At 48.6% G+C, this 24,673-nt stretch carries 27 protein-coding genes; 23 read left to right on the top strand and 4 right to left on the bottom strand.

Annotated elements, in window-relative coordinates:
* The first annotated feature begins 1 nt into the window (after nt 1).
* From def to HPY27_RS03105, 9 genes are all read left to right on the top strand, one after another.
* Complete coding sequence (def, locus tag HPY27_RS03145; protein WP_007728382.1) at nt 2-478, top strand: peptide deformylase; 477 nt, start codon at nt 2-4, stop codon at nt 476-478.
* A 4-nt stretch (nt 479-482) separates the two neighbouring features.
* The gene (gene fmt / locus HPY27_RS03140) at nt 483-1,433 is read left to right on the top strand and encodes a methionyl-tRNA formyltransferase (RefSeq protein WP_017249464.1); all 951 of its coding nucleotides are present in this window, start codon (nt 483-485) and stop codon (nt 1,431-1,433) included.
* 3 nt (nt 1,434-1,436) lie between these two features.
* Nucleotides 1,437-2,783, top strand: a complete 1,347-nt coding sequence (rsmB, locus tag HPY27_RS03135; RefSeq protein ID WP_174224327.1) for a 16S rRNA (cytosine(967)-C(5))-methyltransferase RsmB — start codon at nt 1,437-1,439, stop codon at nt 2,781-2,783.
* Between the two features lie 211 nt (nt 2,784-2,994).
* Nucleotides 2,995-4,065: a dual-specificity RNA methyltransferase RlmN gene (gene rlmN, locus HPY27_RS03130; protein ID WP_017249462.1), complete on the top strand. Its 1,071-nt coding sequence runs from the start codon at nt 2,995-2,997 to the stop codon at nt 4,063-4,065.
* A gap of 4 nt (nt 4,066-4,069) precedes the next feature.
* Nucleotides 4,070-4,825 carry a Stp1/IreP family PP2C-type Ser/Thr phosphatase gene (locus HPY27_RS03125; RefSeq protein WP_017249461.1) on the top strand — a complete coding sequence of 252 codons (756 nt, stop codon included), beginning with the start codon at nt 4,070-4,072 and terminating at the stop codon, nt 4,823-4,825.
* 5 nt (nt 4,826-4,830) lie between these two features.
* Nucleotides 4,831-6,816: a Stk1 family PASTA domain-containing Ser/Thr kinase gene (pknB, locus tag HPY27_RS03120; protein ID WP_173622138.1), complete on the top strand. Its 1,986-nt coding sequence runs from the start codon at nt 4,831-4,833 to the stop codon at nt 6,814-6,816.
* Nucleotides 6,817-6,834: 18 nt separating this feature from the next.
* Nucleotides 6,835-7,725: a ribosome small subunit-dependent GTPase A gene (gene rsgA / locus HPY27_RS03115; protein ID WP_173622137.1), complete on the top strand. Its 891-nt coding sequence runs from the start codon at nt 6,835-6,837 to the stop codon at nt 7,723-7,725.
* Nucleotides 7,719-8,369, top strand: a complete 651-nt coding sequence (gene rpe, locus HPY27_RS03110) for a ribulose-phosphate 3-epimerase (RefSeq protein ID WP_017249458.1) — start codon at nt 7,719-7,721, stop codon at nt 8,367-8,369. The genes rsgA and rpe overlap by 7 nt, the downstream gene beginning before the upstream one ends.
* 384 nt (nt 8,370-8,753) lie before the next feature.
* A complete protein-coding gene (locus HPY27_RS03105) occupies nt 8,754-9,218 on the top strand; it encodes a protease complex subunit PrcB family protein (RefSeq protein ID WP_017249457.1) in 465 nt (154 codons plus the stop codon).
* A gap of 194 nt (nt 9,219-9,412) precedes the next feature.
* On the opposite strand, the gene HPY27_RS03100 is transcribed toward HPY27_RS03105, so the two are convergent.
* Together HPY27_RS03100 and HPY27_RS03095 are read right to left on the bottom strand one after the other, a co-directional pair.
* Nucleotides 9,413-9,835, bottom strand: coding sequence for an RDD family protein (locus tag HPY27_RS03100; protein ID WP_017249456.1), 423 nt, complete (start codon nt 9,833-9,835; stop codon nt 9,413-9,415).
* Between the two features lie 128 nt (nt 9,836-9,963).
* Nucleotides 9,964-11,097 carry a M20 family metallopeptidase gene (locus HPY27_RS03095; protein ID WP_173622136.1) on the bottom strand — a complete coding sequence of 378 codons (1,134 nt, stop codon included), beginning with the start codon at nt 11,095-11,097 and terminating at the stop codon, nt 9,964-9,966.
* A 243-nt stretch (nt 11,098-11,340) separates the two neighbouring features.
* On the opposite strand from HPY27_RS03095, the gene HPY27_RS03090 reads away from it, so the two are divergent.
* From HPY27_RS03090 to spoVM, 6 genes are all read left to right on the top strand, one after another.
* Nucleotides 11,341-12,147 (top strand): transporter substrate-binding domain-containing protein, encoded by an 807-nt coding sequence (locus tag HPY27_RS03090; RefSeq protein ID WP_017249454.1) that lies wholly within the window; start codon nt 11,341-11,343, stop codon nt 12,145-12,147.
* 53 nt (nt 12,148-12,200) lie between these two features.
* Complete coding sequence (locus HPY27_RS03085; RefSeq protein ID WP_069849708.1) at nt 12,201-12,860, top strand: amino acid ABC transporter permease; 660 nt, start codon at nt 12,201-12,203, stop codon at nt 12,858-12,860.
* Complete coding sequence (locus HPY27_RS03080; protein WP_174224326.1) at nt 12,853-13,575, top strand: amino acid ABC transporter ATP-binding protein; 723 nt, start codon at nt 12,853-12,855, stop codon at nt 13,573-13,575. Before HPY27_RS03085 ends, HPY27_RS03080 begins: the two co-directional genes overlap by 8 nt.
* A gap of 128 nt (nt 13,576-13,703) precedes the next feature.
* On the top strand, nt 13,704-14,264 hold the full coding sequence (thiT, locus tag HPY27_RS03075) for an energy-coupled thiamine transporter ThiT (RefSeq protein ID WP_017249451.1): 561 nt from the start codon (nt 13,704-13,706) through the stop codon (nt 14,262-14,264).
* A gap of 189 nt (nt 14,265-14,453) precedes the next feature.
* On the top strand, nt 14,454-14,627 hold the full coding sequence (locus HPY27_RS03070) for a hypothetical protein (protein ID WP_007728365.1): 174 nt from the start codon (nt 14,454-14,456) through the stop codon (nt 14,625-14,627).
* Between the two features lie 23 nt (nt 14,628-14,650).
* Entirely contained in the window at nt 14,651-14,734 is an 84-nt protein-coding gene (gene spoVM, locus HPY27_RS03065; protein ID WP_005831022.1) for a stage V sporulation protein SpoVM, read from the top strand.
* A gap of 98 nt (nt 14,735-14,832) precedes the next feature.
* On the opposite strand, the gene rpmB is transcribed toward spoVM, so the two are convergent.
* Nucleotides 14,833-15,021 carry a 50S ribosomal protein L28 gene (gene rpmB / locus HPY27_RS03060; protein WP_005831020.1) on the bottom strand — a complete coding sequence of 63 codons (189 nt, stop codon included), beginning with the start codon at nt 15,019-15,021 and terminating at the stop codon, nt 14,833-14,835.
* A 248-nt stretch (nt 15,022-15,269) separates the two neighbouring features.
* On the opposite strand from rpmB, the gene HPY27_RS03055 reads away from it, so the two are divergent.
* From HPY27_RS03055 to HPY27_RS03020, 8 genes are all read left to right on the top strand, one after another.
* Complete coding sequence (locus HPY27_RS03055) at nt 15,270-15,635, top strand: Asp23/Gls24 family envelope stress response protein (RefSeq protein WP_007728362.1); 366 nt, start codon at nt 15,270-15,272, stop codon at nt 15,633-15,635.
* Nucleotides 15,636-15,648: 13 nt separating this feature from the next.
* Nucleotides 15,649-17,355 (top strand): DAK2 domain-containing protein, encoded by a 1,707-nt coding sequence (locus HPY27_RS03050; RefSeq protein WP_173622134.1) that lies wholly within the window; start codon nt 15,649-15,651, stop codon nt 17,353-17,355.
* 47 nt (nt 17,356-17,402) lie between these two features.
* Nucleotides 17,403-18,260, top strand: a complete 858-nt coding sequence (locus tag HPY27_RS03045) for a DegV family protein (protein WP_174224325.1) — start codon at nt 17,403-17,405, stop codon at nt 18,258-18,260.
* Between the two features lie 79 nt (nt 18,261-18,339).
* Complete coding sequence (locus HPY27_RS30320) at nt 18,340-18,462, top strand: hypothetical protein (protein WP_256436606.1); 123 nt, start codon at nt 18,340-18,342, stop codon at nt 18,460-18,462.
* A 410-nt stretch (nt 18,463-18,872) separates the two neighbouring features.
* The gene (sdaAB, locus tag HPY27_RS03035) at nt 18,873-19,538 is read left to right on the top strand and encodes an L-serine ammonia-lyase, iron-sulfur-dependent subunit beta (protein ID WP_017249447.1); all 666 of its coding nucleotides are present in this window, start codon (nt 18,873-18,875) and stop codon (nt 19,536-19,538) included.
* 38 nt (nt 19,539-19,576) lie between these two features.
* Nucleotides 19,577-20,461: an L-serine ammonia-lyase, iron-sulfur-dependent, subunit alpha gene (gene sdaAA / locus HPY27_RS03030; RefSeq protein WP_017249446.1), complete on the top strand. Its 885-nt coding sequence runs from the start codon at nt 19,577-19,579 to the stop codon at nt 20,459-20,461.
* Between the two features lies 1 nt (nt 20,462).
* Entirely contained in the window at nt 20,463-22,517 is a 2,055-nt protein-coding gene (gene recG, locus HPY27_RS03025; RefSeq protein ID WP_174224324.1) for an ATP-dependent DNA helicase RecG, read from the top strand.
* Nucleotides 22,518-22,672: 155 nt separating this feature from the next.
* A complete protein-coding gene (locus HPY27_RS03020) occupies nt 22,673-24,172 on the top strand; it encodes a hypothetical protein (protein ID WP_174224323.1) in 1,500 nt (499 codons plus the stop codon).
* Here the strand turns inward: HPY27_RS03020 and HPY27_RS03015 are convergent.
* Nucleotides 24,144-24,653 (bottom strand): GNAT family N-acetyltransferase, encoded by a 510-nt coding sequence (locus HPY27_RS03015; RefSeq protein WP_174224322.1) that lies wholly within the window; start codon nt 24,651-24,653, stop codon nt 24,144-24,146. The two genes, HPY27_RS03020 and HPY27_RS03015, sit on opposite strands and share 29 nt — an antisense overlap.
* Nucleotides 24,654-24,673 lie beyond the last annotated feature (20 nt).

The raw sequence follows: 24,673 nt of genomic DNA, 5'->3' as shown, positions 1-24,673 counted from the left end.
CATGGCGATTCGCACAATTGTAAAACATCCAGATCCGATTTTGCGTGAAAAGGCAATGGTTGTAACCAAATTTAATTCCAACTTGCACAAGCTGCTTGATGATATGGCAGATACGATGTACGATGCAGACGGTGTAGGCTTGGCTGCTCCACAAGTGGGCATCTCCAAGCGTGTCATCGTAATGGATTGCGGTGATGGACTGATTGAAATGATCAATCCGGAAATCGTTGAGCATGAAGGTGAGCAATACGATTATCCAGAAGGCTGCCTGAGCATTCCTGGCCTGCAAGGAGACGTTCGCCGCCACAAGTGGATCAAACTGCGCGGTCATGATCGTAACGGGAATGTGGTTGAGCTCGAGGCAGACGACCTGTTGTCCCGTTGCGCTCAACACGAGATCGATCATTTGAATGGTGTCCTCTTTATCGATGTAGCTGACAAGGTGTACAAAGTAAACCCGAACCAGGAAGGGGAATAACCATTTGAAAGATGCTCGCATCCTGTTTATGGGTACTCCTGACTTTGCTGTATCGAGTCTTACGGCTGTACTCGAAGCAGGCTACAACGTGGTTGGAGTCGTAACAAAATCCGATCGTCCCGTTGGACGCAAGCAAGTATTGACGCCGCCCCCCGTGAAGGAGGCGGCTTTGCGTCATGGACTTTTGGTATTGCAACCGGAGAAAATCAAGGCAGAAGAAGCCTTGGATGAAGTGTTAGCGCTCGAGCCTGATCTGATCATTACCGCGGCGTATGGACAGATTTTGCCGAAGAAATTGCTTGATGCACCGAAATATGGCTGCATCAATGTGCACGCTTCTCTTTTGCCGAAATATCGTGGGGGTGCCCCCATTCATAAATCAATTGTCGAGGGAGAAGCGGAAACAGGCGTGACCATCATGTACATGGTGGAAGCTCTCGATGCAGGGGATATGCTGTCCAAGGTAGTCGTTCCGATTGAGGAGCGCGATACCGTGGGGACCATGTTTGACAAATTGGCTGCGGCAGGCTCTGAACTGTTGCTGGCTACCGTTCCACGCCTGTTGGCTGGTGAGCTCGTAGCAGAGCAACAGGATCATTCGGCAGCGACTTTTGCCCCGAATATTAAGCGTACAGACGAAAAAATTGACTGGAGCCGTTCTGCAGAACAGATTTACAACCAAGTCCGCGGCTTGAATCCGTGGCCGGTCGCATTTACTACATGCGAAGGCAAGATTTGGAAGTTGTGGTGGGTAGAAAAAATGCTTGCGTCGGGCGAAGGCAAAGAGCCGGGAACGATCATCGCCCGTGAGGAAGACGGTATCGTGGTCGCTTGCGGTAGCGGTGCAGTGAAAATAACCGAATTGCAGCCAGAAGGCAAAAAACGTATGAGTGCACTCGACTTTTTGCGTGGAGCGGGCAGCAACATTGAAATCGGCACAAAGGTAGGAGAATAGTCCGTGGCAAAAAAGGGAGCTCGCGATATCGCCCTCGATGTTTTGAACAGGGTAGAAGAACATAAGTCCTACAGTAATCTTGAGCTGCGCAATGTCTTGGATCGTGAAAATCTCAGTGCAGCAGATGCAGGGCTGGTGACGGAGCTTGTGTACGGTACCATTCAGCGAAAGATGACGCTGGATCATGTCCTGTCTCATTTTGTCGGGAATAAAAAGGTACAGACTTGGGTTCGTAATTTGTTGCGTCTCAGCTTATATCAAATTCACTTTTTGGACCGTATTCCTGAGCGCGCTGCCGTACACCAGGCGGTTGAAATCGCCAAGAAACGCGGTCACCAAGGGATTGCTTCGATGGTCAACGGTGTCTTGCGCAATGTATTGCGCCAGCCGGATGTGTGGGAGCGTCAGCCAAAAGGCGACCGTGCTTTGCAAATCGCCGTAGCCTATTCTCATCCAGAATGGCTTGTGCGTCAGTGGCTTACGGTCTATGGAGAAGAGACGACGATTGCGATTTGCGAAGCCAACAACAGAACGCCGCATAGCTCTATCCGGGTCAATGCATGGAAAACGACGAAGGATCAAGTGCTGGACAAGCTGGCGGAAGAAGGGCTGGAAGGCCAAACATCGTCTGTCAGTCCTCATGCTATTTTGATGGAAGGCGGACATGCAGCAGGCTCTCGCTTGTTCAAGGAAGGCTACTTCACGATTCAGGATGAGAGCTCCATGCTCGTAGCACCAGCTCTTGCTGCACAACCAGGCATGCGTGTACTGGATGCTTGCGCGGCTCCTGGTGGAAAAACAACGCACATAGCAGAAATGATGGAAAACAGCGGGCAAATCATTGCGAGTGATGTGCATCCGCACAAACGCGATCTGATTGCGAGTGCAGCGAAAAGACTCGGGATTACAATCATCGAGCCAATCGTTAGTGATGCGCTGGACCTACCTGAAAAAGGGCTGGGAACTTTCGATCGAATCCTGCTGGATGCGCCGTGTACCGGATTTGGCGTGATTCGTCGGAAGCCAGATCTGAAATGGAACAAGACGCCTGAAGATGTCCGTGCGATTGCTCAGTTACAGTACGAACTGCTCAAGACGTTGGCACCGATGCTTGCTCAGGGTGGTGTCATGGTTTACAGCACATGTACGATCGAGCCAGCAGAAAACCAGGAGATTGTTCGCCGCTTTGTCGAAGAACACCCTGATTTCGTATTCGATGATACACTGGCACAAGACCTGCCTGAGGTTGTCAGAGGGCATGTCGATGAAACCGGAGCCTGCGTACAAATTTTGCCTCACCATTTCGAGAGTGATGGATTCTTTATCGCACGATTGAAACGAAGAGGATAAGGAAACGGACGTACAAACAAGGGGTGGCGCACCAATAGGTGGAAAATGCCACTCCTTTGCCTTTGTTTGCGAGCGCTCAGATTGGTTTACACTAGGAAAAGCGATGCATTTATGAATCTGGATGTCAAAACCGTTTGAAGCGAGACGCCCCACGAGGTACAATGATAGAATGGATTTAGGCAAGCAATGATTTTGAGGATGTGGAGATAGAATGCCGTTAACGACATTTACTGGCGCAAAGCCGCTTATTTACAGTTTGACGCAAGATGAAATGAAGGAATGGCTGGTTAGTGCCGGCGACAAAGCATTTCGTGCGCAACAAATTTTTGACTGGTTATATGTAAAGCGTGTCACTTCTTTTGAAGAGATGAGCAATTTGTCCAAGGAGCTGCGCGAAAAGCTGGCTGATACATTCCGCATGGGTCCGCTCAAGGAAATCACGCATCAAGAATCGCAGGATGGAACGATCAAGTTTTTGTTCCAGCTTGTCGATGGACATGCGATTGAGACGGTGATTATGCGTCATAACTACGGAAACAGCATTTGTGTTACGACACAGGTGGGCTGCCGTATCGGATGTACGTTTTGTGCATCTACATTAGGTGGACTAAAGCGTAACCTGGATGCAGGTGAAATCGTCTCTCAAGTATTGACGGCACAACGCAGATTGGATGCGGAAGGTGAGCGTGTCAGTCACGTTGTCGTCATGGGGATCGGGGAGCCTTTCGAGAACTTCGAGAGCTTGATGGCGTTCTTGTCTGTAATCAACGATAACCGTGGACTGAATATCGGTGCTCGTCACATTACAGTTTCCACCAGTGGAATTGTGCCGAAGATTTACGAGTTTGCTGAACAAGGCGGACAAGTGAACCTGGCGATTTCCCTGCACGCTCCAAACACGGAGCTGAGAAGCCAGCTGATGCCGATCAACCGCGGCTTCCCGCTTGCTACGCTGATGGAAGCATGCCACCATTACATTAACAAGACAGGGCGTCGTATCAGTTTTGAGTATGGTCTGTTCGGCGGGAAAAATGATCAGCCTGAGCATGCAGAGGAGCTGGCCGAACTCATTGGCGACATGCTTTGCCACGTGAATCTGATCCCGGTGAACTACGTACCAGAGCGTGATTATGTGCGCACGCCACGCAATGAGATTTTTCAGTTCAAACGCATTTTAGAGGAAAAAGGAATCAATGTGACCATCAGACGCGAGCAAGGCAGTGACATTGCTGCTGCATGCGGACAATTGAGGGCACAACACGCTAAAGAAACCGTGGGGTGATGCCATGGAAATCGCGATGAAATCCCATGTTGGCCGCGTTCGTCAGGTTAACGAGGACTATTATGCCTGTGTGACCGATTTAAACGGACGCGTGCTCGCCATTGTAGCAGATGGTATGGGTGGCCATCAGGCTGGTGATATCGCCAGTCGCCTTGCTGTTGAGCGAATAGTAAAAGAACTGCGTCACCTAGAAGGGGACCTCGAAGCAGAGGATGTGCGTGAGCAATTGATGAACGCCATCCTGCTTGCGAATAAAGAAGTCTATGAATATGCGATTGAACATCCGGAGTGCAGTGGCATGGGTACAACCGTGGTTGCTGCTTTGTTCGACCAATCCTCCGTGATTACTGCGCATATTGGCGACAGCCGTCTGTATTTTTACAACCAAGACGGTCTGGTCATGAAGACAGAAGACCATTCCCTTGTAAATGAGCTGTTGAAAAGTGGACAGATTACAGCCGAGGAGGCGTCTGTCCACCCTCATCGCAACGTCATTATGCGTTCGGTCGGGACTGAGCCGGATGTGCTCATTGATCTTGGGCAGTTTGAATGGTCAGAGGGTGATATCGTCTTGATTTGCTCAGATGGACTGAGCAACAAGGTCAGTCATCCTTCCTTTGAAGAAAATTTGCAGAAACAGATATCGTTACAAGCGAAGGTGGACGGTTTGGTGCAAGAAGCACTGGATGCTGGTGGGGAAGACAACATAACGCTGGTTGCCGTACGAAATACGCTTGATGCCGGTCAGGAAGAGGGGTGAGAGAGATGGAAGGTCAACGACTGGGAGGACGATACCAAATAGAGTCCCGCGTCGGTGGGGGCGGTATGGCCATTGTATACAAGGCCAAAGATTTAATATTGAATCGTCCAGTGGCAGTTAAAGTGCTGCGTTCACAGTTTGGTACGGACGAAGATTTCGTCAATCGTTTCCGACGTGAAGCGCAGGCGGTGGCGAGCTTATCTCACCCCAATGTGGTTGGGGTGTATGATGTCGGTCAGGAAGGCGATACCCATTACATGGTGATGGAGTACATAGAAGGCTACACGTTGAAAGAGGTCATCATTCAACGTGGTGCGCTACCGGTAGAAGAGGCAGTGCGGATCGCCGAGCAAATTTGCGATGCACTCGATCATGCGCATCAAAACCAGATCATTCATCGAGATATCAAGCCGCATAACATTATGATTGGAAAAAATGGTCGGGTGAAGGTTACGGACTTCGGGATTGCGAGAGCCGTTACTTCAGCAACGATTACGCATACGAATGCGATGCTTGGCTCTGTCCATTATTTTTCGCCAGAGCAGGCGCGCGGCGGGATTACCGGGGAAAAATCCGATATTTACTCGCTGGGGATCGTCTTGTACGAAATGGTGACGGGTGAACTGCCGTTTTCCGGTGATTCGCCTATATCAGTGGCGCTCAAGCATTTGCAGGAGCCGCTTCCAGAGCCGCGCCAAGTCAATCCGGCTATCCCGCAGAGTGTAGAAAATGTCATTTTGAAGGCGCTGGTAAAGGATCCATTTCTCAGATACGCGTCCGCGAGTGAAATGCTAGAAGATTTGGAGACCTGCCTGTTCCCAGAGCGATTAAACGAAGAAAAGCTGACGTTCCCGGTGGATGAAGAGATGACGCGTGTGGTGCCGATCATCACACCTGACATGCTCGAAGGCCATACCAATGGCAAAACCGGAGGAGCGGGGCGTAGCCGCTATGAGCAGCGTACGGAAGAAGAGGATGCCAAACCAGCCAAGAAACAATGGTGGGTCAAAGCTCTGTTGTGGGTAGGTGGTATCGGACTGTTTTTCGTACTGGCATTCTTCGGATTTAACTTACTGTTGAATCTGTTCCCGTCCGTTCCAGAGGCACAGGTACCTCATGTAGAAGGGATCGAAGTAACGCTCGCTGAGAAGAAGATTCAGGATGCCAAACTGGTTGCCCGTATCGTGGAAGAAGCCAATGATACGATAGAAAAGGGAATGGTGATACGCCAAGACCCTGCACCTCCCATGCGGTTAAAGGAAAATTCCGTTGTAACTTTGTATGTAAGCAAAGGACAACAAGAGATTAACATGCCAAATCTGGTTACGCTGCCGCGAGCAACCGCAGAAGAAGCATTGAAAAGCAATGGTTTTAAACTGGAGAATGTCACTTTCGTAGAGGAAGAGGACGACAAGGCTGAGGTAGGGACGGTTATCAAGCAGACTCCAGCCGCAAATGAAAAAGTGTTCCCTACTAAAACGAATGTGACGGTCACGATCAGTAAAGGAAAAGCCTTCGTGAAAATGCCGGATGTGCGGAATTTATCAGTAGAAGCTGCACAAGTAGAATTGTACAAAAAAGGACTGACTGTTGGGGAAATCACCAAAGTGCCTACTTATACGACGGACAAACCAGGTATTGTTCTCAGCACTCACCCTTACGATCCGGGAATGGATGTGCAAAAGGAAGTAGCGGTTCCGCTTGAGGTCAGCAATGGCCAATATCCGCAGGACGCTAAGCTGGCAAACGTTCCGGTTTATGTAGAGGTTGTGCCTGGTGAAACACTGGAAGTGAAGATTGAAGTGACAGATGCTCGTGGAGAGGCAAAAGCTCCGCTCACGGAAACGATCACCGAAAGTAAAGAGTACGATGTACCAATTGTCTTGGCGCCACAGAAGGACTCGGTAGTCAAGGTCTTTGTGAAACGATCGACTGATCAAGGCTTCATTGAATACCAGACAATTCCAGTTTCGTATAACAGCTTGCCATAGTGTAGTGGAGGGACATGAATGCCAGAAGGACGGATTGTGAAAGCGCTCAGCGGTTTCTATTATGTAGCCGACGAAGGGCGAATCTACAGTTGCCGTGCACGAGGGCTCTTCAAGAAAAAAGATGCAAAAGTAAATCCACTGGTTGGGGATTGGGTCGTCTACGATGCGATCAATGAGGAAGAAGGCTATATCATGGAGGTGGGCGAACGGACGAATGAGTTGGTTCGTCCGCCCGTTTCCAATGTGGATCAGGCGGTACTCGTCTTTTCGATGTACAAGCCGATGTTCAGTCCGTTGCTGTTGGACAAGTTCCTAACGCACACGGAGCGTGCAGGGATTGATTCTGTGATTGTGCTATCCAAAGCCGATCAAGTGTCGGAAGAAGAGGTAACCGAAATCGTGGAGAAGTATGAAGCGATCGGGTATCGCGTGATTCCGACCTCAACAGCGGATCAACGCGGTGTGGAGGAAGTGCTTGAGGTTTTGCGGGACCGTATTTCGGTTTTTGCAGGTCAGTCAGGTGTAGGCAAATCCTCCCTGATCAACATGCTGTTTCCGGGTGTCAGCCTGCAGACAGGAGATGTCAGCCAAAAGCTCGGACGCGGAAAGCATACAACGCGTCATGTCGAGCTGATTCCACTTGCGGGCGGCGGCTATGTGGCAGACACACCGGGCTTCAGTTCACTGGAATTTATCGATTTCTCCGAGCTAGATCTGGCGGAATCCTTCCGGGACTTTGCCGATCGCAGCTCGGAATGCAAGTTCCGTGGCTGTCTTCACGTAAGCGAGCCAGCTTGTGCCGTGCAGGCCGCACTGGAGGCTGGTGAGATCAGTAAACAGCGCTACGAACACTACAAACAATTCCGCGAAGAGCTAAAAGAATACCAACGGAGGAACAAACCATGGTAAAAATCGCACCTTCTATCCTATCTGCTGATTTTGCCCGTCTGGGTGAAGAAATTCTCGATGTCGAGAAGGGAGGAGCGGACTGGATTCACGTGGATGTAATGGATGGACACTTCGTTCCAAACATTACGATCGGCCCTCTGATTGTGGAGGCGATTCGCCCAGTGACCAAGCTGCCTCTCGATGTGCACTTGATGATTGAGGAACCAGATCGCTACATTCCGCAATTCGCGAAAAGTGGAGCAGACTGGATTACTGTTCATCAGGAAGCATGCCGTCATTTGCATCGCACGCTGCACTTGATCAAGGAGCAAGGTGTAAAAGCAGGAGTGGTATTGAACCCGGCTACACCGATTTCCACGATCGAGCCAGTCCTTGCTGATTTGGATATGGTTCTCCTCATGACGGTGAACCCTGGTTTTGGTGGACAAAAATTCATTCACAGCGTTGTGCCAAAGGTTGCCCAGTTGCGTCAAATGCTGAACGAGCGTGGCTTGGGGCATGTGGAAATCGAAATCGATGGTGGTGTCAATGCACAAACAGCGCGTTTGTGCGAGGAAGCAGGAGCGACTGTCCTCGTTGCAGGCAGCGCGGTATTCAATCAGGCAGATCGCGCTCAAGCGATCGCTGCGATTCGTGGACAGTAAGAATAACACGTAGCTGTAAGCTGACGACGATAGGCAATCGGCGTCAGCTTTTTTTTGTTTTCTCTTGTTTATGCGGTTTGTAATCATCTGAATATTGTAATTAATTACCTGATAAATCAATTAATAATAAAAATAAAAGTATAATTATAGTTCATACTACAAATAGAATAAAATCGAATTATTCTTACTCCTATAAGGATTATAGGTGATAACTGGTAAAGGTTAATTAACAAAAATAAAACATTTTGGAAAATATTGCTTTTTAATAAATATAATGATTAAATCAAATTATCCAGATAGTGGTAAAAATTTCCTATCTGAGAGATACTGGCCAGTATCAAGAAGTGTTTCTCGCCCTCTAAAAAAATCAGGAGTTGATCATGTATGAAATCGTTATGGAAAAACAGTGTAGCGGTTCTAACCATTCTCTCCATTCTGCCATTTTCACAAACTGCCGTGCATGCTGAACAAAAGCATTCGGGGCCGATCTCGACTTCTCAAGTAGACGTGCAAACGAAAAAATTGTCTATTGAAAAAGAAGGTAGATTGTCAGCGGCTGAACGAGCATTCGTAGGAAAAGTAAAATCGAAAAAGGGTGTACATCGTCAAGGCGACCTGTATGTGGTCTCCCGTGGTGAAATGCCTACCTCTGGTTATAGTTTGAAGGTTGTTGGAACTCAGCAAGGATGGGAAATGCTCACGGTTTATGTAGAGCTGACCAATCCTACTCCAGAAGATATTACAATGCCAGCGGTGCACACACCTTATATCATTGTGCGGGCAAGCCTGCCGCCATACACAACAATGGTGTTTATGGATGCAACGACAGATAAGGTATTGTTCCGATAAACTGCTTGATGGATAGAAATGGAAAAAGGCCGGATATAATCATCCGGCCTTTTTTTAGTCGAGACATGCTGTTTTGGGTGCCAATCTTATAAAAATGCCCCCTTAGATTTCATCGGGAAACCGGGTGGTTTTTCCAATGACGATTCTAAGGGGCTCGTCGCAGAGTTGCTATTCTATTTCGGATGAGTGGAAAATTAAGGCTGATTCGATGTTACATACGTACCGGCGATCAAATCATGGATCGAGCGTTTATCCTGACGAACACCAACCATGATGGCGCTGACGATTATACCAAGACCGAGTGTAATGACATACACGATTCCTCCGACGAGGTTGCGTAACAGCATGGTTCCGATTCCTACAGGCTCTCCATCGATTCGGGCGATGCGAATCCCGGCAATTCGTTTGCCCACCGTATAGCCATGCCAAAATACAGGCACGAGGAGGCTGTACAGCGAGGAGATGAGATTGGTAACAATATTGTCTTCTGTACTGCCTGTAATGATATAGGTGATCAGTAGTAGCGGTAGTCCGATAATGATTGCATCTAGCAGTCCGGCACCGAGCCGACGCCAAAATCCTACGGGATTGCTTGGCGATGTGGTGATTGATTCCATGTTTTCCCTCTCCTTGTTATTCGAATAGGAATATATATGACTGCCCATTCGAAAATAGTGCAGATAAGGCTCCGTCGTTAATGAGACGGAGCCTTAATTTTCCATAAGATTATACACCTGTAAATTTATTATGACAAGGTTAAAAACATCCGAAGCATTACGGCAATCCTGCCAGGAATGGCATCAATGACGATATGCTCGTGGGAGGCGTGGGCTCCATCACCAACAGGTCCCAAACCGTCAAGCGTTGGTGTGCCTGCATCAGCGGCGAAGTTTCCATCGCTTGTTCCGCCGACACCTTGCTCCGTCAATTCAAAACCTTCCAGACGCGCTTGTTCCTGCGCATGCAAGAACAGTTGCTCGGTACCGGCAGTTCGTTCCATAGGAGGCTTGGTGATACCGCCTTCCACGAACAGCTTGGCTTCCGGATGGACAGGGGTCAGTTGACTCATCAATCGGGTAATACGCTCGCTTTCCTCACGGCTTTGGATACGCACATCAATTTCTGTCATGGCAAAGTCAGGTACGACGTTCGATGCACTTCCACCTGTAATGGTACCAACAGACAAGGTAGTGCCCGCCTCATAATTCGTAAACGATTGAATATCGAGGACGTGGTGAGCCAGTTCAGCGATCGCATTGATCCCCTTGGCGTGATCATTGCCTGCATGTGCAGCACGGCCTGTGACTTTTAAAAGGAAGTCTCCGCCGCCTTTGCGGCTTGTTTTCAAAGAGCCATCTCCAGCGGCAGGCTCCAGTACCAATGCATATTTACTTCTTTTTGCTTCCTCTCTAATAAGCATTTCGGAGGAAACACTGCCAATCTCTTCGTCGGTGTTCCAAAAAAAGACGAGCTTATTTTTGGGCGAAAGATTGTGTTCCATCATGGCGCGCAGGGCGAAATAGCTAAAAACGATCCCCGCCTTCATGTCGTATGTACCAGGCCCATAGAGTCGGCCATTTTCCTCGCGACAAGGCTCAACGGCTAATGTACCAATTTCTTTTACGGTATCGAAGTGACCGAGAATGAGGATTTGTTCGTCGCCATCTCCATACTCCATTCGCAGCTGATTTCCGTATTGCTCTTGTGGCAAGCTCTCTACCCGACACCCCAATTGGCGAAAGCGCTCCGCAATCAGACTGCCTAATTGATCGACAGCTTGCTTGTTATGGGTGGGTGTTTCCATCTCTACATATGTACGCAGTTCCTCGATAATTTCTGGGAGCTGCTGCCGAAAATAGGACGTCCAATTTTTCTCCATGTCAGCCTCCTGTAATTCCTTTTACTAGCACTATAAAGCCTTGTTTGCTTTTCTGCCACTAAAATAAAGATTTGCGTATAAAATTCTGTATATTCCGTGTTTAAAATGTAAGTAAAAAATGATTGAAATTGTTTAGATTATGAGTAAAATAATCATTGTGATGCATAAATATAAGTTTTCATGCAAATTAATGCTACGAATAGACTGCTTTATGCGTAAAAATCATAACAACGGGGGTTCATCATGAAGAAAACAAAATCATTTATTTCTCTGGCACTTACTTCAATGCTTGCGGCAGTCGTGATCGCTGGATGCGGTACAGGCAATCAAACAGCAACAGGACAAGCACCTGCGCCTTCTGCTGGCGACAAGAAAACATTGGTCATGGCTACTTCGGCTGACTATAAGCCGTATGAATATCACGATCTGAGCAGCGGAAAAGATGAGATTGTCGGCTTTGACATCGATATCGCGAAATACATTGCAAAAGAGCTTGGCTACGAACTGCAAATCAATGACATGAACTTTGACGGGCTTATTCCGGCACTGCAAACGAATCGCGCGGACTTCGTTATGGCTGGCATGACAGCAACGCCTGAGCGCGCGAAGAACGCTGATTTCTCTACCATCTATTACGATGCGAAAAATACGATCGTAGCAAAGAAAGACAGCAATTTGACCAAGCCTGAGCAATTGGCTGGCAAAAAAGTAGCGGTACAGCTCGGTTCTATTCAGGAAGGGGCAGCAAAGGAGATTGCAAAGACTGTTTCCGGCTTGCAGATCACTTCACTGAACAAGCTGCCTGAGATTGTTGAAGAAGTAAAAGCGGGCCGCGTAGATGCTGCCATTATCGAGGACACGGTAGCGAAAGGCTTCGTGGAAAACAATGACTCTCTGCAATTTACCACATTGGAAGAAAATGAACAAAATGGCTCCGCTGTTGCGTTCCCAAAAGGCTCGCCGCACGTAGAGAAATTTAATGAAGTCATTAAAAAGATGCAAGACAACGGAGAAATGGACAAGCTGATTCAAAAATGGTTCGGTCAATAATCTCTCCAGGCAACGAAGAATAACTGTATAAGCAGCAAGAGGGGAGAATGGGCATGAATTTGGATTTTGCACAAATCGTGCCCTATATTCCTTTCATATTGGAAGGGATAAAGGGCACGCTACTTGTTACTTTGATTTCGGTTGTATTGGGATTTTTCTGGGGCTCCATCCTCGCACTTATTAAAATTTCGAATGTGAAAGTGCTAAACTGGCTCGCGGTTGTTTATACTTCTGTTTTCCGCGGGACGCCTTTGATTTTGCAGCTTACCTTTGTTTATTTTGCAACGCCACAGCTTACTGGCTACAACATTTCGCAACTGGAAGCAGCAGTGCTAACGTTTACACTAAACTCAGGTGCATACATTTCTGAGACGATTCGTGGTGGAATATTGGCGGTGGATAAAGGGCAGTGGGAAGCGGCCAAAGCGCTTGGTGTACCTTATCACCGGATGATGCTAGATATAATTTTGCCGCAGGCTGTCAAAAATATCTTGCCTGCACTCGTCAATGAAACGATTGCGCTCTTGAAGGAATCTGCACTCGTTTCCACGATTGGTCTTGCAGACATCATGCAGAACGCGAATGTGGTCAAAGGCACCATCTTCCGCTATTTTGAGCCATACATGATCGCCGGTATCCTGTACTATGTCATGGTTATGATCCTGACTTGGGTAGCTCGCGTATTGGAACGGAGGATGAGACTCAGTGATTAAGATCGATAACATTACGAAGTCATTTGGACAACTGAATGTATTGAAGGGCATCACGACGAACATCGGTAAAGGGGAGGTTGTCGCCATCATCGGTCCATCTGGATCGGGGAAGTCAACACTACTGCGTTGCATCAACCTGATGGAGACACCAACGACGGGTACAATTACGATCAACGGACAGGAAATCACGGCTCCAAAAGCTGACGTGATGGGTATTCGTCAGCAAATCGGGATGGTTTTCCAGCATTTTCACCTGTTTCCGCATATGACGGTATTGAAAAACTTGACCTATGCTCCGATGAAAGTAAAAGGCATGTCTGCGGCTGAGGTGGAAACAAAGGCGAGAGAGCTATTGGCGCGTGTAGGGCTGGCGGACAAAGCGGATGTCTTTCCATCACGCTTGTCAGGCGGTCAGAAGCAGCGTGTAGCCATTGCCCGTTCGCTTGTGATGGAGCCACAAATCATGCTGTTTGACGAGCCGACCTCTGCCCTCGACCCAGAGATGGTCAAGGAGGTTTTGGAGGTTATGAAAGGGCTGGCTGATAGCGGAATGACGATGGCAATCGTTACGCATGAAATGCGCTTTGCCGAAGAGGTGTCAGATCGTATTTTGTTCCTCGATGATGGTCGTCTCTTGGAGGATACGCCACCAGAAGAGTTTTTCCAAAAGCCAAGAAGTGAACGCGCCCAGCAGTTTTTGGAGAAGGTTCGGTAATACAACTAGCCGCAGTGCCGATGAGGCAGCGGCTTTTTTCTTTGACACGCGCATAGACTTGGGCTAGAATCAGAAACATTATCAGTGTAAAAAATTTTTTGTTTATTCTATTTTGAGGAGTGACTATTTTGGATCGTCAACGGTTGGTCATTTTGTTGGAAATGGCGATGATGGCGGCTCTTGCAATTGTGTTTAGTCAGATCAAGGTTTTCGAAATGCCACAGGGCGGCTCTGTATCATTGGTGATGGTGCCAATCGCATTGATCGCTGTTCGCCGTGGACTCGCTGCTGGTGTCATTACAGGGCTTGTTGTCGGATTTCTTCAATTGCTCTTGGGCAGTACAGTTGTCCATCCAGTTCAGCTGTTGCTGGATTATCCGCTTGCTTTTGGAGCGCTGGGTCTCGCTGGGTTTGTTCGCCTGTCTGGCTACGAAGGAACGAAGCAACGAATCATGGTACTGTGGAGCGGCTTGTTCATTGGCGTGATTGGACGATTTGTCTGCCATTTTCTATCGGGTATTATTTGGTTTGGCAGCTACGCGCCAGAAGGTGTACCAGTCTGGCAATATTCCCTCATTTATAACATCACGTATCTGCTGCCAGAAATGATTATCGCGGGAGTCGTCTTGACAGTTGTGCTTAGCAGCGCATCGCAGCTGCTGTTCCCTGCACGCGATCGAGTCGCATAAGAAACAGGAAAAATCGGTATCAAGTACAAACTATCCACATAATGTAATCAGGCAGCGAGTTCCGTTGCCTGATTTTTTACTTCTTAGACATCTACTTTTTTCAGGTGGCAGGATACATGTTTATCCGACAGCAGAATATGATGTAATATGCACGTTTTTGAGAACACCTAAAGGAGGTGCTTACGCGAAATGGGATTGCGCTCCTATCGCCTGCGACAGGGGGGCGCCTTGCGACGTGTTCTCGGGGTTGCGTTGGCTGTCGGGGGAATCACCATTTTCCTGTATTGGGCACCTCCGTGGGTTTGGTATAGCCTATTGGCATTAGCACTCATAGGGGCCGGCGTGTATTTGTATCGTGTGTAGTAATTTCGGTGAGGAGGGGTAGCATGCGGTTTTACACCATCAAGTTGCCGAAGTTCCTGGGTGGCATGATTCGGGGCATCATCGAGGCGTTCAACAAGAAAAAATGAACTTTCGGCCCCGAGCCTCCTTAGGGAGAAGAGTGGAGAAACGGGAGAAATGCAAAAAAGCACCTCGAGGGTGCTTTTTTTCGCATAGCTGAGATCAACTATACGCGAGTTACGAGACCGGATTTCAGTGCTCGAGTACTTACATAAACGCGCTTCGGTTTTCCATTTACGAGAATGCGCACTTTTTGTACGTTGACACCCCAAGTGCGGCGAGTTGCGCGCATGGAGTGGGAGCGAGCGTTTCCAGCTTTAGCAGATTTACCTGTTACAAAGCAACGACGTGCCATTACAATCCACCTCCCTTGTTACATATAAACGGGATTTCCTTTGTGGGAAATACAAATACTCGACTATATTAGCACAACATTGCTGTCAATTGCAATACTTGACAACATGATTTACCTAGTCTTTCTCGTAGGGTTGATAGGATCGACAAAACGCTTCATTTCTCTTTTGTGTTAGTGTAGAATTGTAAGGAAGCATGGTTACGCTTACCTATGACGGTCAAGCTGTTTAACAGAGGAGGAGTCCTTGCATGACAGTGGAAATGAATACATCGCTAGGAAAGATCGATGTTACAGAAGACGTGATCGCACGGATCGCTGGCGGCGCGGCCATGGAAGTTTTTGGACTTGTGGGCATGGCTTCTCGCAAAGCGTTGAAAGATGGAATCGCTGAACTGTTAGGAAGAGACAACCTGAGCAAAGGTGTCGTCGTTCATAACACAAATGGCGAAGTAGTATTGGACATGCACATTATCGTCAGCTATGGCGTAAAAATTTCTGAGGTGGCAGGCAACGTTCAACGCCGTGTTCGATATACCTTGGAGCAAACAGTAGGCATCGATGTGACTGCTGTTAATATTTTTGTGCAGGGAGTTCGTACAGACAGGGATATGTAAGGAGGAACATCAGTTGGTACATACGCGTCTAGATGGCGTGCTGTTTAGCCGGATGGTTTACCTGGGGGCGAACCTTTTATCCGACAACGTCAGAGTAGTGGATGGATTAAACGTCTTTCCTGTGCCGGATGGCGATACGGGGACAAACATGAATTTGACTTTCTCTTCCGGTGTGGAGGAGCTGACTCGAAAAGAATCCCCCCGAATCACTGAATCGGCAACTGCTTTGGCAAAAGGTCTGTTAATGGGCGCGCGCGGTAACTCCGGCGTGATTTTGTCCCAGTTATTCCGCGGCTTCAGCAAATCAGTCAATGGAAAAGATGAGGTTAACGCCCGTCAGTTTGCCGATGCCTTGAAAGCTGGTGTTGACTCTGCGTATCAGGCAGTGATGAAGCCGGTAGAAGGCACGATTTTGACTGTTGCCCGTGAAGCGGCGGAGATGGCTGTGCGTGCAGCGCGCACGTCAGATGATATTATCTCTGTCATGGAAAAAACATACGAGCAGGCGCAAGCTACGCTGTTGCGTACGCCGGAAATGCTACCTGTTCTAAAAGAAGTGGGCGTAGTCGACTCTGGTGGACAAGGTCTCTTGTTTATTTATGAAGGGTTTTTGCGAGCATTGCGCGGGGAAGAGCTATCCGCCGATCGTGAGCGTTCGTTACCTAGAATCGGTCAGGAAGAGCTGGACAAGCTCATTTCTGATCAGCATAATGCACAAATCCACATGAAAACAGAAGACATCACGTACGGGTACTGTACGGAGTTTATGGTTCATGTCGCGCATAGCACCGAGCCGAACAAAAAGTCGTTCTCAGAAGCGCTGTTCCGCAACCACCTGGATACGATGGGTGATTCACTACTGGTCGTCTCTGATGATGAAGTCGTCAAGGTACATATTCATGCAGAGCATCCGGGCAGCGTATTGCAATACGCTCAGCAATTCGGCAGCCTGCATCGACTGAAGATAGAAAACATGCGCGAGCAGCATGCGAACATTCTAAAAGCGGAAGAGAACAAAGGACAGGCGAAGCCAGAAACAGTTGCTAAACCTGCTACAGAGTTGCTTCCATACGGATTGATCGCGGTAGCTGCTGGTGAGGGAATCGCTACAATTTTGCGCAGCATGGGTGTGCATGTGGTAGTAGAGGGCGGTCAAACGATGAACCCGAGCACAGAGGACTTCATGAAGGCCATCGCAGGACTGAATGCCCAGCACATCATCATCCTGCCAAACAACAGCAATATCATCATGGCAGCACAGCAGGCATCCGAGCTCGCTGAAGTTCCTGTATCTGTCATACCGACGAAGAGCATTCCGCAGGGATTAGCAGCACTGGTCAGCTTCCGTACAGATGTTGAACCGGAAACGAACGTGCAAGCGATGACCAAGGCAATTGCCCAGGTGAAAACAGGTATGGTGACGCACGCGGTTCGCGACACGCAAATGGGTGAGGTACAAATCAAAGAAGGCGATTTTATCGGCATGGCTGAAAAAGAAATCGTCACAGCAGGCCCCGACTTGCTAGCTTGCGCAACGACGCTGCTCTTGGGAATGGTGGATGAAGACTCCGAAATCATTACGATATTCTTAGGAGAAGATGCGACAGAAGATCAGGCTCATGCTTTAGAAAAAGCTTTGTCTGATGCGTACGCGGATGTGGAAGTAGAGATCCAGGCAGGCGGTCAACCGTTGTATCCATTCATTTTTTCTGTCGAGTAAAAGCCAACCTTTTGAACACGAATGAATAGGGAGAGGAGCGATCGAGAATGCCAATTGTGATTCTTACCGACAGCGCGTCTGATATCGATGCGTCTGTGAGGCAGTCATTGGGGATCGTGGCCGTCCCGTTGAAAATCATGTTTGGGGCGGAAACGTATGTGGACGCAGTCACTATCTCGTCTTCGGAGTTTTTCGATAAGCTGAAGCAATCGAGCGTGATGCCGACGACCTCGCAGCCGTCTCCGCTTGAATTTGCCGAAGCATACAAAGCGATCTATGAGAACTATGGCAAGGACGTGCAAATCATTGCCATACTCTTATCGGGTTCCTTATCGGGTACGTATCAATCAGCGATGATCGCCAAGTCGATGTTGGATGAAAATATAGACATTACGGTGATCGATTCTCGCAAAGCTTCGTTTGTTCATGGAATGATCTGCGTGGAGGCTGCCAAAGCCGCACAAGCAGGCAACAACAAAGAGCAAATTCTGGATCAGATTGATGGTTATTTGGATGAGGTGCAGGTATACTTTATTGTGGATACACTGGAGTTCCTGCAAAAAGGCGGTCGGATTGGCAGAGCATCTGCTGTCATCGGTTCGCTCTTGAATATCAAGCCGATTTTGACACTGGATACTGCTGGGTACGTGTCTGCTTTTGACAAGGTACGAGGGACGAAGAAAGCTCTGAATCGCGTATTTGAAGCTTTGCAAGAGTACGCGAAAGGCGAGCCTGTGAAAATCGCTGTGCTGCACAGTAGTGTTCCAGATCAAGCGGCTGAGCTCTTGGAGCGACTCAAGCAAGAGTTTTCGGTAACGGACTCTTGGTTGGAACAGATTGGTCCCGTGATCGGTACGCATACAGGTCCAGGTCTACTTGGGATCGTCATGGTAAAAGATAAGTAAGGGATATATCGTATGGAGAGGAGCTTCCCTGAGGTAGGGGGCTTCTTTTTTATACGTGAAATACAAGGGGGAGGTTCTGGTGAATAAGGATGATTTCCTTATCGAGCTGGAGGATATTAAGCAGTTAGCTAGTCAGTTCACAGTTTCTGATTTTATGAACTTTTTCCATAAAGTAATAGAGAATAGAAAACAGCAAATTTAAAAATCAAATAGTGATCATGGAATGCTGTTATATGTTTGGTTCGATTGGCAGGCTTCGCGACTAAAATTTAATCTTATCTCCCAGGTTCATGAAAGACTCCCCTTTAGCGGAAAGATTGAAATCATTGATGAGCTTGAACCAATCATTAACGAGTTTCTTCATTTTTCGTATCATGATGGATTTGTAGATTTCGATCGAGAACTAGATCCCGTAAAGGTATTCCTAATTTCACTTCAAAAGAAATAATTTCAGAGGGAGTTTTTTCATATAGCCTGATTTGACCGCATGTTGTCAGCATAAATCGGTTATGATTGCTTTACGTACAGTTTCCTCTGTAGCGCTTTCAAAGGCTGTAGGATACAATGAGAGGGAATCTTGTTGAACCCCTTGTGATTCAGGAGGAGAACCGGTTGAAGTACAAAAGCGTATTTGATATTATCGGTCCAATTATGGTTGGGCCATCTAGCTCCCATACGGCGGGTGCAGCTCGTATCGGTCGTGTGGCTCGCAAGCTGTTTGGCAGAATGCCTTTGCGAGCAGAAATTGTGTTTTACGGCTCATTTGCAAAGACGTATCAAGGACATGGTTCTGATGTGGCGACCGTTGCAGGAATTCTTGACTTTGACACGTCGGATTTGCGTCTGAAAAATTCGTTGGTGATTGCAGAAAAAGCTGGCATGGAAGTGGAGTTGACCACTTCTGACGTTTTGACAGAGCACCCGAACACGGCGCGGATCAAGCTGTCTGATGATGAGCAACAGATTGAAATCGTTGGTGTTTCCATTGGTGGCGGAAAGATCGAAGTGTTGGAAGTGAACGGGTTTTCCTTTCAGTTGGGCTTCGATACACCGACGCTCTTGGTCTTGCATGAGGATCGCTTTGGGATGATTGCGGCTGTGGCAAAGGTGCTGACCCAGCACAACATTAATGTGGGGCTCATGGAAGTGTCTCGACACACACGCGGTTCGCGTGCTTTGATGGCAATCGAAACGGATTCGACGATCTCCCCGGAAGTCCTGGAGGAAATCCGTCAAATCCCCCATATCTTTGACGTATCCCTGCTCGCATTGAACTAAGCAAAAGGACGAGCAGGATTAGAGGAGTGAACAACCAGATGTTTCGTAATGTGGCTGAACTAGTTGAGCTGGCCGAATCCCAGGGGAAGAAAATCTCCCAGGTGATGATTGAAGCAGAAATGGAAGTTTCCCAGCGCAGTCGGGATGCCATTATGCAAGATATGTACGCCAACCTCGATGTGATGGAAAAAGCAGTGCGTCGCGGGCTTACTGAAGATATTCGCTCGCATAGCGGGTTGACGGGCGGCGATGCGAAGAAGCTGCAAACATATATGGAGACCAAGACGTTTTTGTCTGGCCCCACACTTTTGAATGCCGTTTCGATGTCTGTGGCGGTTAACGAAGTAAATGCTGCAATGGGTACGATTGTCGCAACACCGACAGCAGGAGCATGCGGCATTGTACCAGGGACGTTGTTTGCTGTATCTGACAAGCTGCAGCCGACCCGTGAGGATATGGTCAATTATTTGTTCACAGCAGGCGCTATCGGGTATTGCATTGCCAATAACGCATTCATTTCGGGTGCTGCAGGTGGTTGCCAGGCAGAGGTGGGCTCTGCAACGGCTATGGCTGCTGCGGCGATTGTAGAAATGGCTGGCGGTACGCCTGAGGAATCTGCCCAAGCAGTGGCGATCGCATTGAAAAATATGCTCGGTCTGGTCTGTGACCCCGTAGCCGGACTGGTTGAAGTACCATGTGTCAAACGAAATGCGATGGGAGCAGCGATTGCGACGGTAGCCGCAGATATGGCAATGGCAGGCATCAAGAGCGTAATCCCGACAGATGAAGTCATCGATGCCATGTACCGAATCGGTTGCGCCATGCCGACTACCCTGAAGGAAACCGCACAGGGTGGTCTTGCTGCCACGCAAACGGGCCGCATGATCGAAGCCAAAGTGTTCGGCGTACGGATGGAGAAGTAAGATGGTTGGTGGATATCAATCGCCCGTCTCCCTTTTGCACGGGGTAGGGGAAGAGCGGGCGAAGGCATTTGCAGGACTGGGAATCAACAGCATTGGTGATTTGCTGGAGTATTTCCCGTCTCGCTATGAAGATTACCGTGTGCGCGATTTGACAGAAGTAAAAGACGGAGAGAGGGTCACGCTGGCAGGGACGGTGTACGGCGAACCCTCTGTTCGTTTTTATGGAAAAAGAAAATCACGACTTTCGGTCAAGGTTGTCATGGATCGTGTCGTGGTGACGGCTGTCTGGTTCAATCAGACGTTTGTCAAAAGCAGGCTGTCGCCCGGCAAGGAAATACTCGTCACAGGAAAATGGGACAAGCACAAGCTACAAATCACTGTGAGCGAAATGACAGAAGTAGACTCCGAACGTGCGACAAAACGAGGCGAGCTCGCCCCTGTCTATCCACTTGGTGGCGATGTGACGCATACACTGCTGCGCAAAACCATTCAACTGGCGTTGCGTCAATACGGCAAGGAGATTCCTGAGATCCTACCTGCGGATATTGTGGAGCGCTACCGACTGATGCCGCGGATGCATGCCTTTCATTCGATTCATTTTCCGGAAAATGCGGAAGATGGTCGTCAAGCGCGGCGACGGATTATGTTCGAGGAGCTTTTCTTATTCCAGCTAAAGATGCAAACACTGCGCAAGATTAATCGACAGCAAACGGAAGGCGTTGCTTTGACGATTCCGATGGAAGAGGTACGGGAATTTGTCAAAGGTCTACCGTTCCCGCTGACGGATGCGCAGAAACGAGTGGTAAAAGAAATATTGGACGACATGCGGGCACCTCATGCGATGAATCGGCTGCTGCAAGGGGACGTAGGCTCGGGAAAAACGGTCGTAGCTGCTATCGCGCTGATTGCTGCGGTGAAAGCAGGTTATCAGGGAGCGCTGATGGTACCGACGGAGATTCTCGCCGAGCAGCATGTGCAGTCGTTGACGAAGCTTTTGTCCGATTATGGCATTCAGGTCGCGCTCTTGTCTGGCTCGCTGACGGCGAAACGTAGACGTGAAGTCATCGGCTCTCTGCAAATGGGGTTAATCGATGTCGTGGTTGGTACCCATGCGCTCATTCAAGAGGATGTCTTTTTCTCCCGTCTAGGTCTTGTGATTACGGACGAGCAGCACCGATTCGGCGTGGAGCAACGGCGAATTTTACGGAATAAAGGCTTGTCTCCTGATGTCTTGTTTATGACTGCAACACCAATTCCGAGAACACTGGCAATTACGGCATTTGGCGACATGGACGTCTCGACGATTGATCAAATGCCTGCGGGGCGCAAACCGATTGAGACGACATGGAAAAAGCACGATCAGTTTCCGGCTGTGTTGGAGCAAATGCGGGATGAACTGCGCAAAGGACGACAAGCGTATGTGATTTGTCCGCTCATTGAGGAGTCGGAAAAGCTCGATGTGCAAAATGCGATTGATGTACATGCTCAGCTCACACACATTTTCCCTGAATTCGGCGTAGGTCTGATGCATGGGCGACTGCCAGCGAAGGAAAAGGATGCAGTCATGCAAGCCTTTCTGGCGGCAGAGCATGCTGTCCTGGTCAGTACAACGGTCGTAGAGGTCGGTGTGAATGTGCCGAATGCCACCTATATGGTCATTTATGATGCGGAGCGGTTTGGTCTTGCTCAGCTTCACCAATTGCGTGGGCGGGTAGGACGTGGCTCTGAACAGTCGTATTGTGTGTTGATCGCCGATCCGAAATCCGAGATTGGAAAAGAGCGGATGCGTGTCATGTGCGAGACGACGGATGGATTTGAGCTATCGCAGCGCGATTTAGAATTGCGCGGACCGGGTGATTTTTTCGGGACAAAGCAGAGTGGCTTGCCGGAGTTTAAAGTCGCTGATTTATTAAGTGATTACAAAGCGCTGGAGGTAGCGAGACAGGAGACTGTCAAGCTGGTAGCAGAGGACTCTTTCTGGCGCGACGAAAAGTATCATTGGCTGCGTGACTATTTAAAGAATGAGGGCGTGCTGGACGGTGTCGTCTTCGATTAGGAAAGGAAGCCTTCCCACTTCAAGCGCGTGGGGAGGCTTTTTCTTTTGTGGAGTGAAACTTTAAGTAGGGTATCGACGTCTATCCTCTGTAAGGTAAATTTTTCTAGGAAGCGAGGCGAGTTTTTTTGTCTTTGCGAAAAATTCGGGGAATGAGTATGTCCATTGTATTTGCATTGCTTATCATGACAGGATCCGACTTCGCGCAAGCAACCTCCACGGACAGTCGGATTGCTCAGACTGACCCCTCCCATACGACCAGCCAAACGACAAAGGAATGGAAGCAAAAGGAACTGCCTTACGACTACGTAGCGATGAAAGAAGACGTGGTTATTCAGTTGAACGAGGCTCCACAGCTCCGCTCTCCTCGAAGAACGGTCGTAGGACCTGCACCACAGGCATACACCCTCTTTTTTAAGGAAGCGGTGAACCGTGGAACAGTCGAAGCAGCGATCCGCAAAAATGCTCAGGAAGAGACCAAAAAAGAGGACTTGGGCTACGTGGAGCCGATTTTTACGTTTCACTGGGTGCACGACCGTCAACTGCAATTGCTGGCTACCCTTCCTGATACGCTTGCCAAAGACAGAAGCTGGACGGAATATGTTGTAAATGTAGCAGGAGCGAAGACGGTAAAGGGAACCGCGTTTGATGATACGAATGATTTCTCGGCGGTGGTGTTTGCTCCGTCTCAGATTTGGCGAGTCTCCGTCGATGGTAAGGTGAAAGAAAAAATGACGGACTTTGCCGTCAGGACTCCCATGGAATTTATCGACCCTGAGGAACGGTATGTGTTGTTGGAGCGATTTACAGAATATTGCGAGTGCGATGCACGTTTCCCCATGCTGTATTCGATTTATGACATACAGACAAAAGAGCTGACTGCTTATCCAGTGGAGCTGACTAACAACTATAGCGGTGCAGGCGACTTCATGGCAGATCGCCGCGGCTTCTTTTTCGCTCATCCACCAAAAGGGACAGAAGTACCGAAAAGTGAGTTTGCCACTCGTATCAAGATAGATGGATACGTACATGGAGCCAGCTTTAGCCATGATCGCAAGCATGTATTGATGGCAGTAGGCAAGACCGAACAGAAAAAGGATCTCGATTTGGTCGTGTACGATCTGGCGACTGCAAAAGAACGGCGCCTCCCAGGTGTAATCAAAGGATGGGTTCCAACAGATGAGATGAATGGGCAAGTCCAGCCCGTCAGTTTTATCGATGATGGACGCTACGCGACGTTTGAAATGAGAATGGAGGAGGAAAGCTTTGAGGAGCTTCGCCAACGCTACGATTGGCAGTCAGGCAAAGTGATCAGCTGGAATCCACCTGTTCCCAAAGAAGCTTGGTCTGGCTATATCCAGTCGACAGATGGCGCCTATCAAATGTATTGGAATGCAGGGGTGTTTAAGGGCGACGTCAAACTGAAGGAAATGAAACCAGATGCGATATGGATTCCAGGCACTCACCATTTGGTTTATATCGATTGGGAAAAAGCTGAACAAGGAGCGGAGTCCGTGTCGTCGCTCTTCCTGTTCGATGCTGATCGTAAGCAACAATCTGTGCTGGTGAAAGGACTGCCAGCGAATGTATCTATTTTGGGAGCTAGCAACGACGGCAAATGGCTGTATGTTACGACTCCGGAGCTACTTGCCCCTTAGCGTCATATTCCGATGCCAGTATGGATAAAATGATCAAGGATTCGTAAGTATCGCCTGATTTTAGGCAATCGCGCAAGGTGCCCTCTATGTGAAACCCTTCCGATACGTAAAGGGTGCGGGCGCGGTCGTTCGTTTCTTTTACATCCAACCAGAGTCGATGGGCTTTTTGCTCGATGAATGCCCAATGCTTGATCTGACGCAGGATGTTGCGACCGTAGCCTTCGCCCTTCACTGCGATTGTAATACGCATGAGCTCAATACTTTGATGAGGATTGGTCAGCCCGGCGATAATGACGTAGCCGACGGGGTGGCCTGTTTCTTTTTTTTCGGCAATCATATGGAGGATGTCTGGGTTGCCAAGTGCGTGGTGGTGCCGCTCTTCGCTCCACGGGATAATGAACGGGGTATTCTCTGGCGCATTTTCTACTTCGCATACAAATGAAATGTCTGCTGGTGTAGTGCGGCGTAAGTGGATGGTCATGCGTGTATCTCCTTTTCAGC

The organism is Brevibacillus sp. HB1.1 (assembly GCF_013332445.1).
Lineage (GTDB): Bacteria > Bacillota > Bacilli > Brevibacillales > Brevibacillaceae > Brevibacillus > Brevibacillus porteri.
The sequence above is the reverse complement of the archived record's forward strand: the minus strand, read 5'-3'. Positions and strand labels throughout refer to the sequence as shown.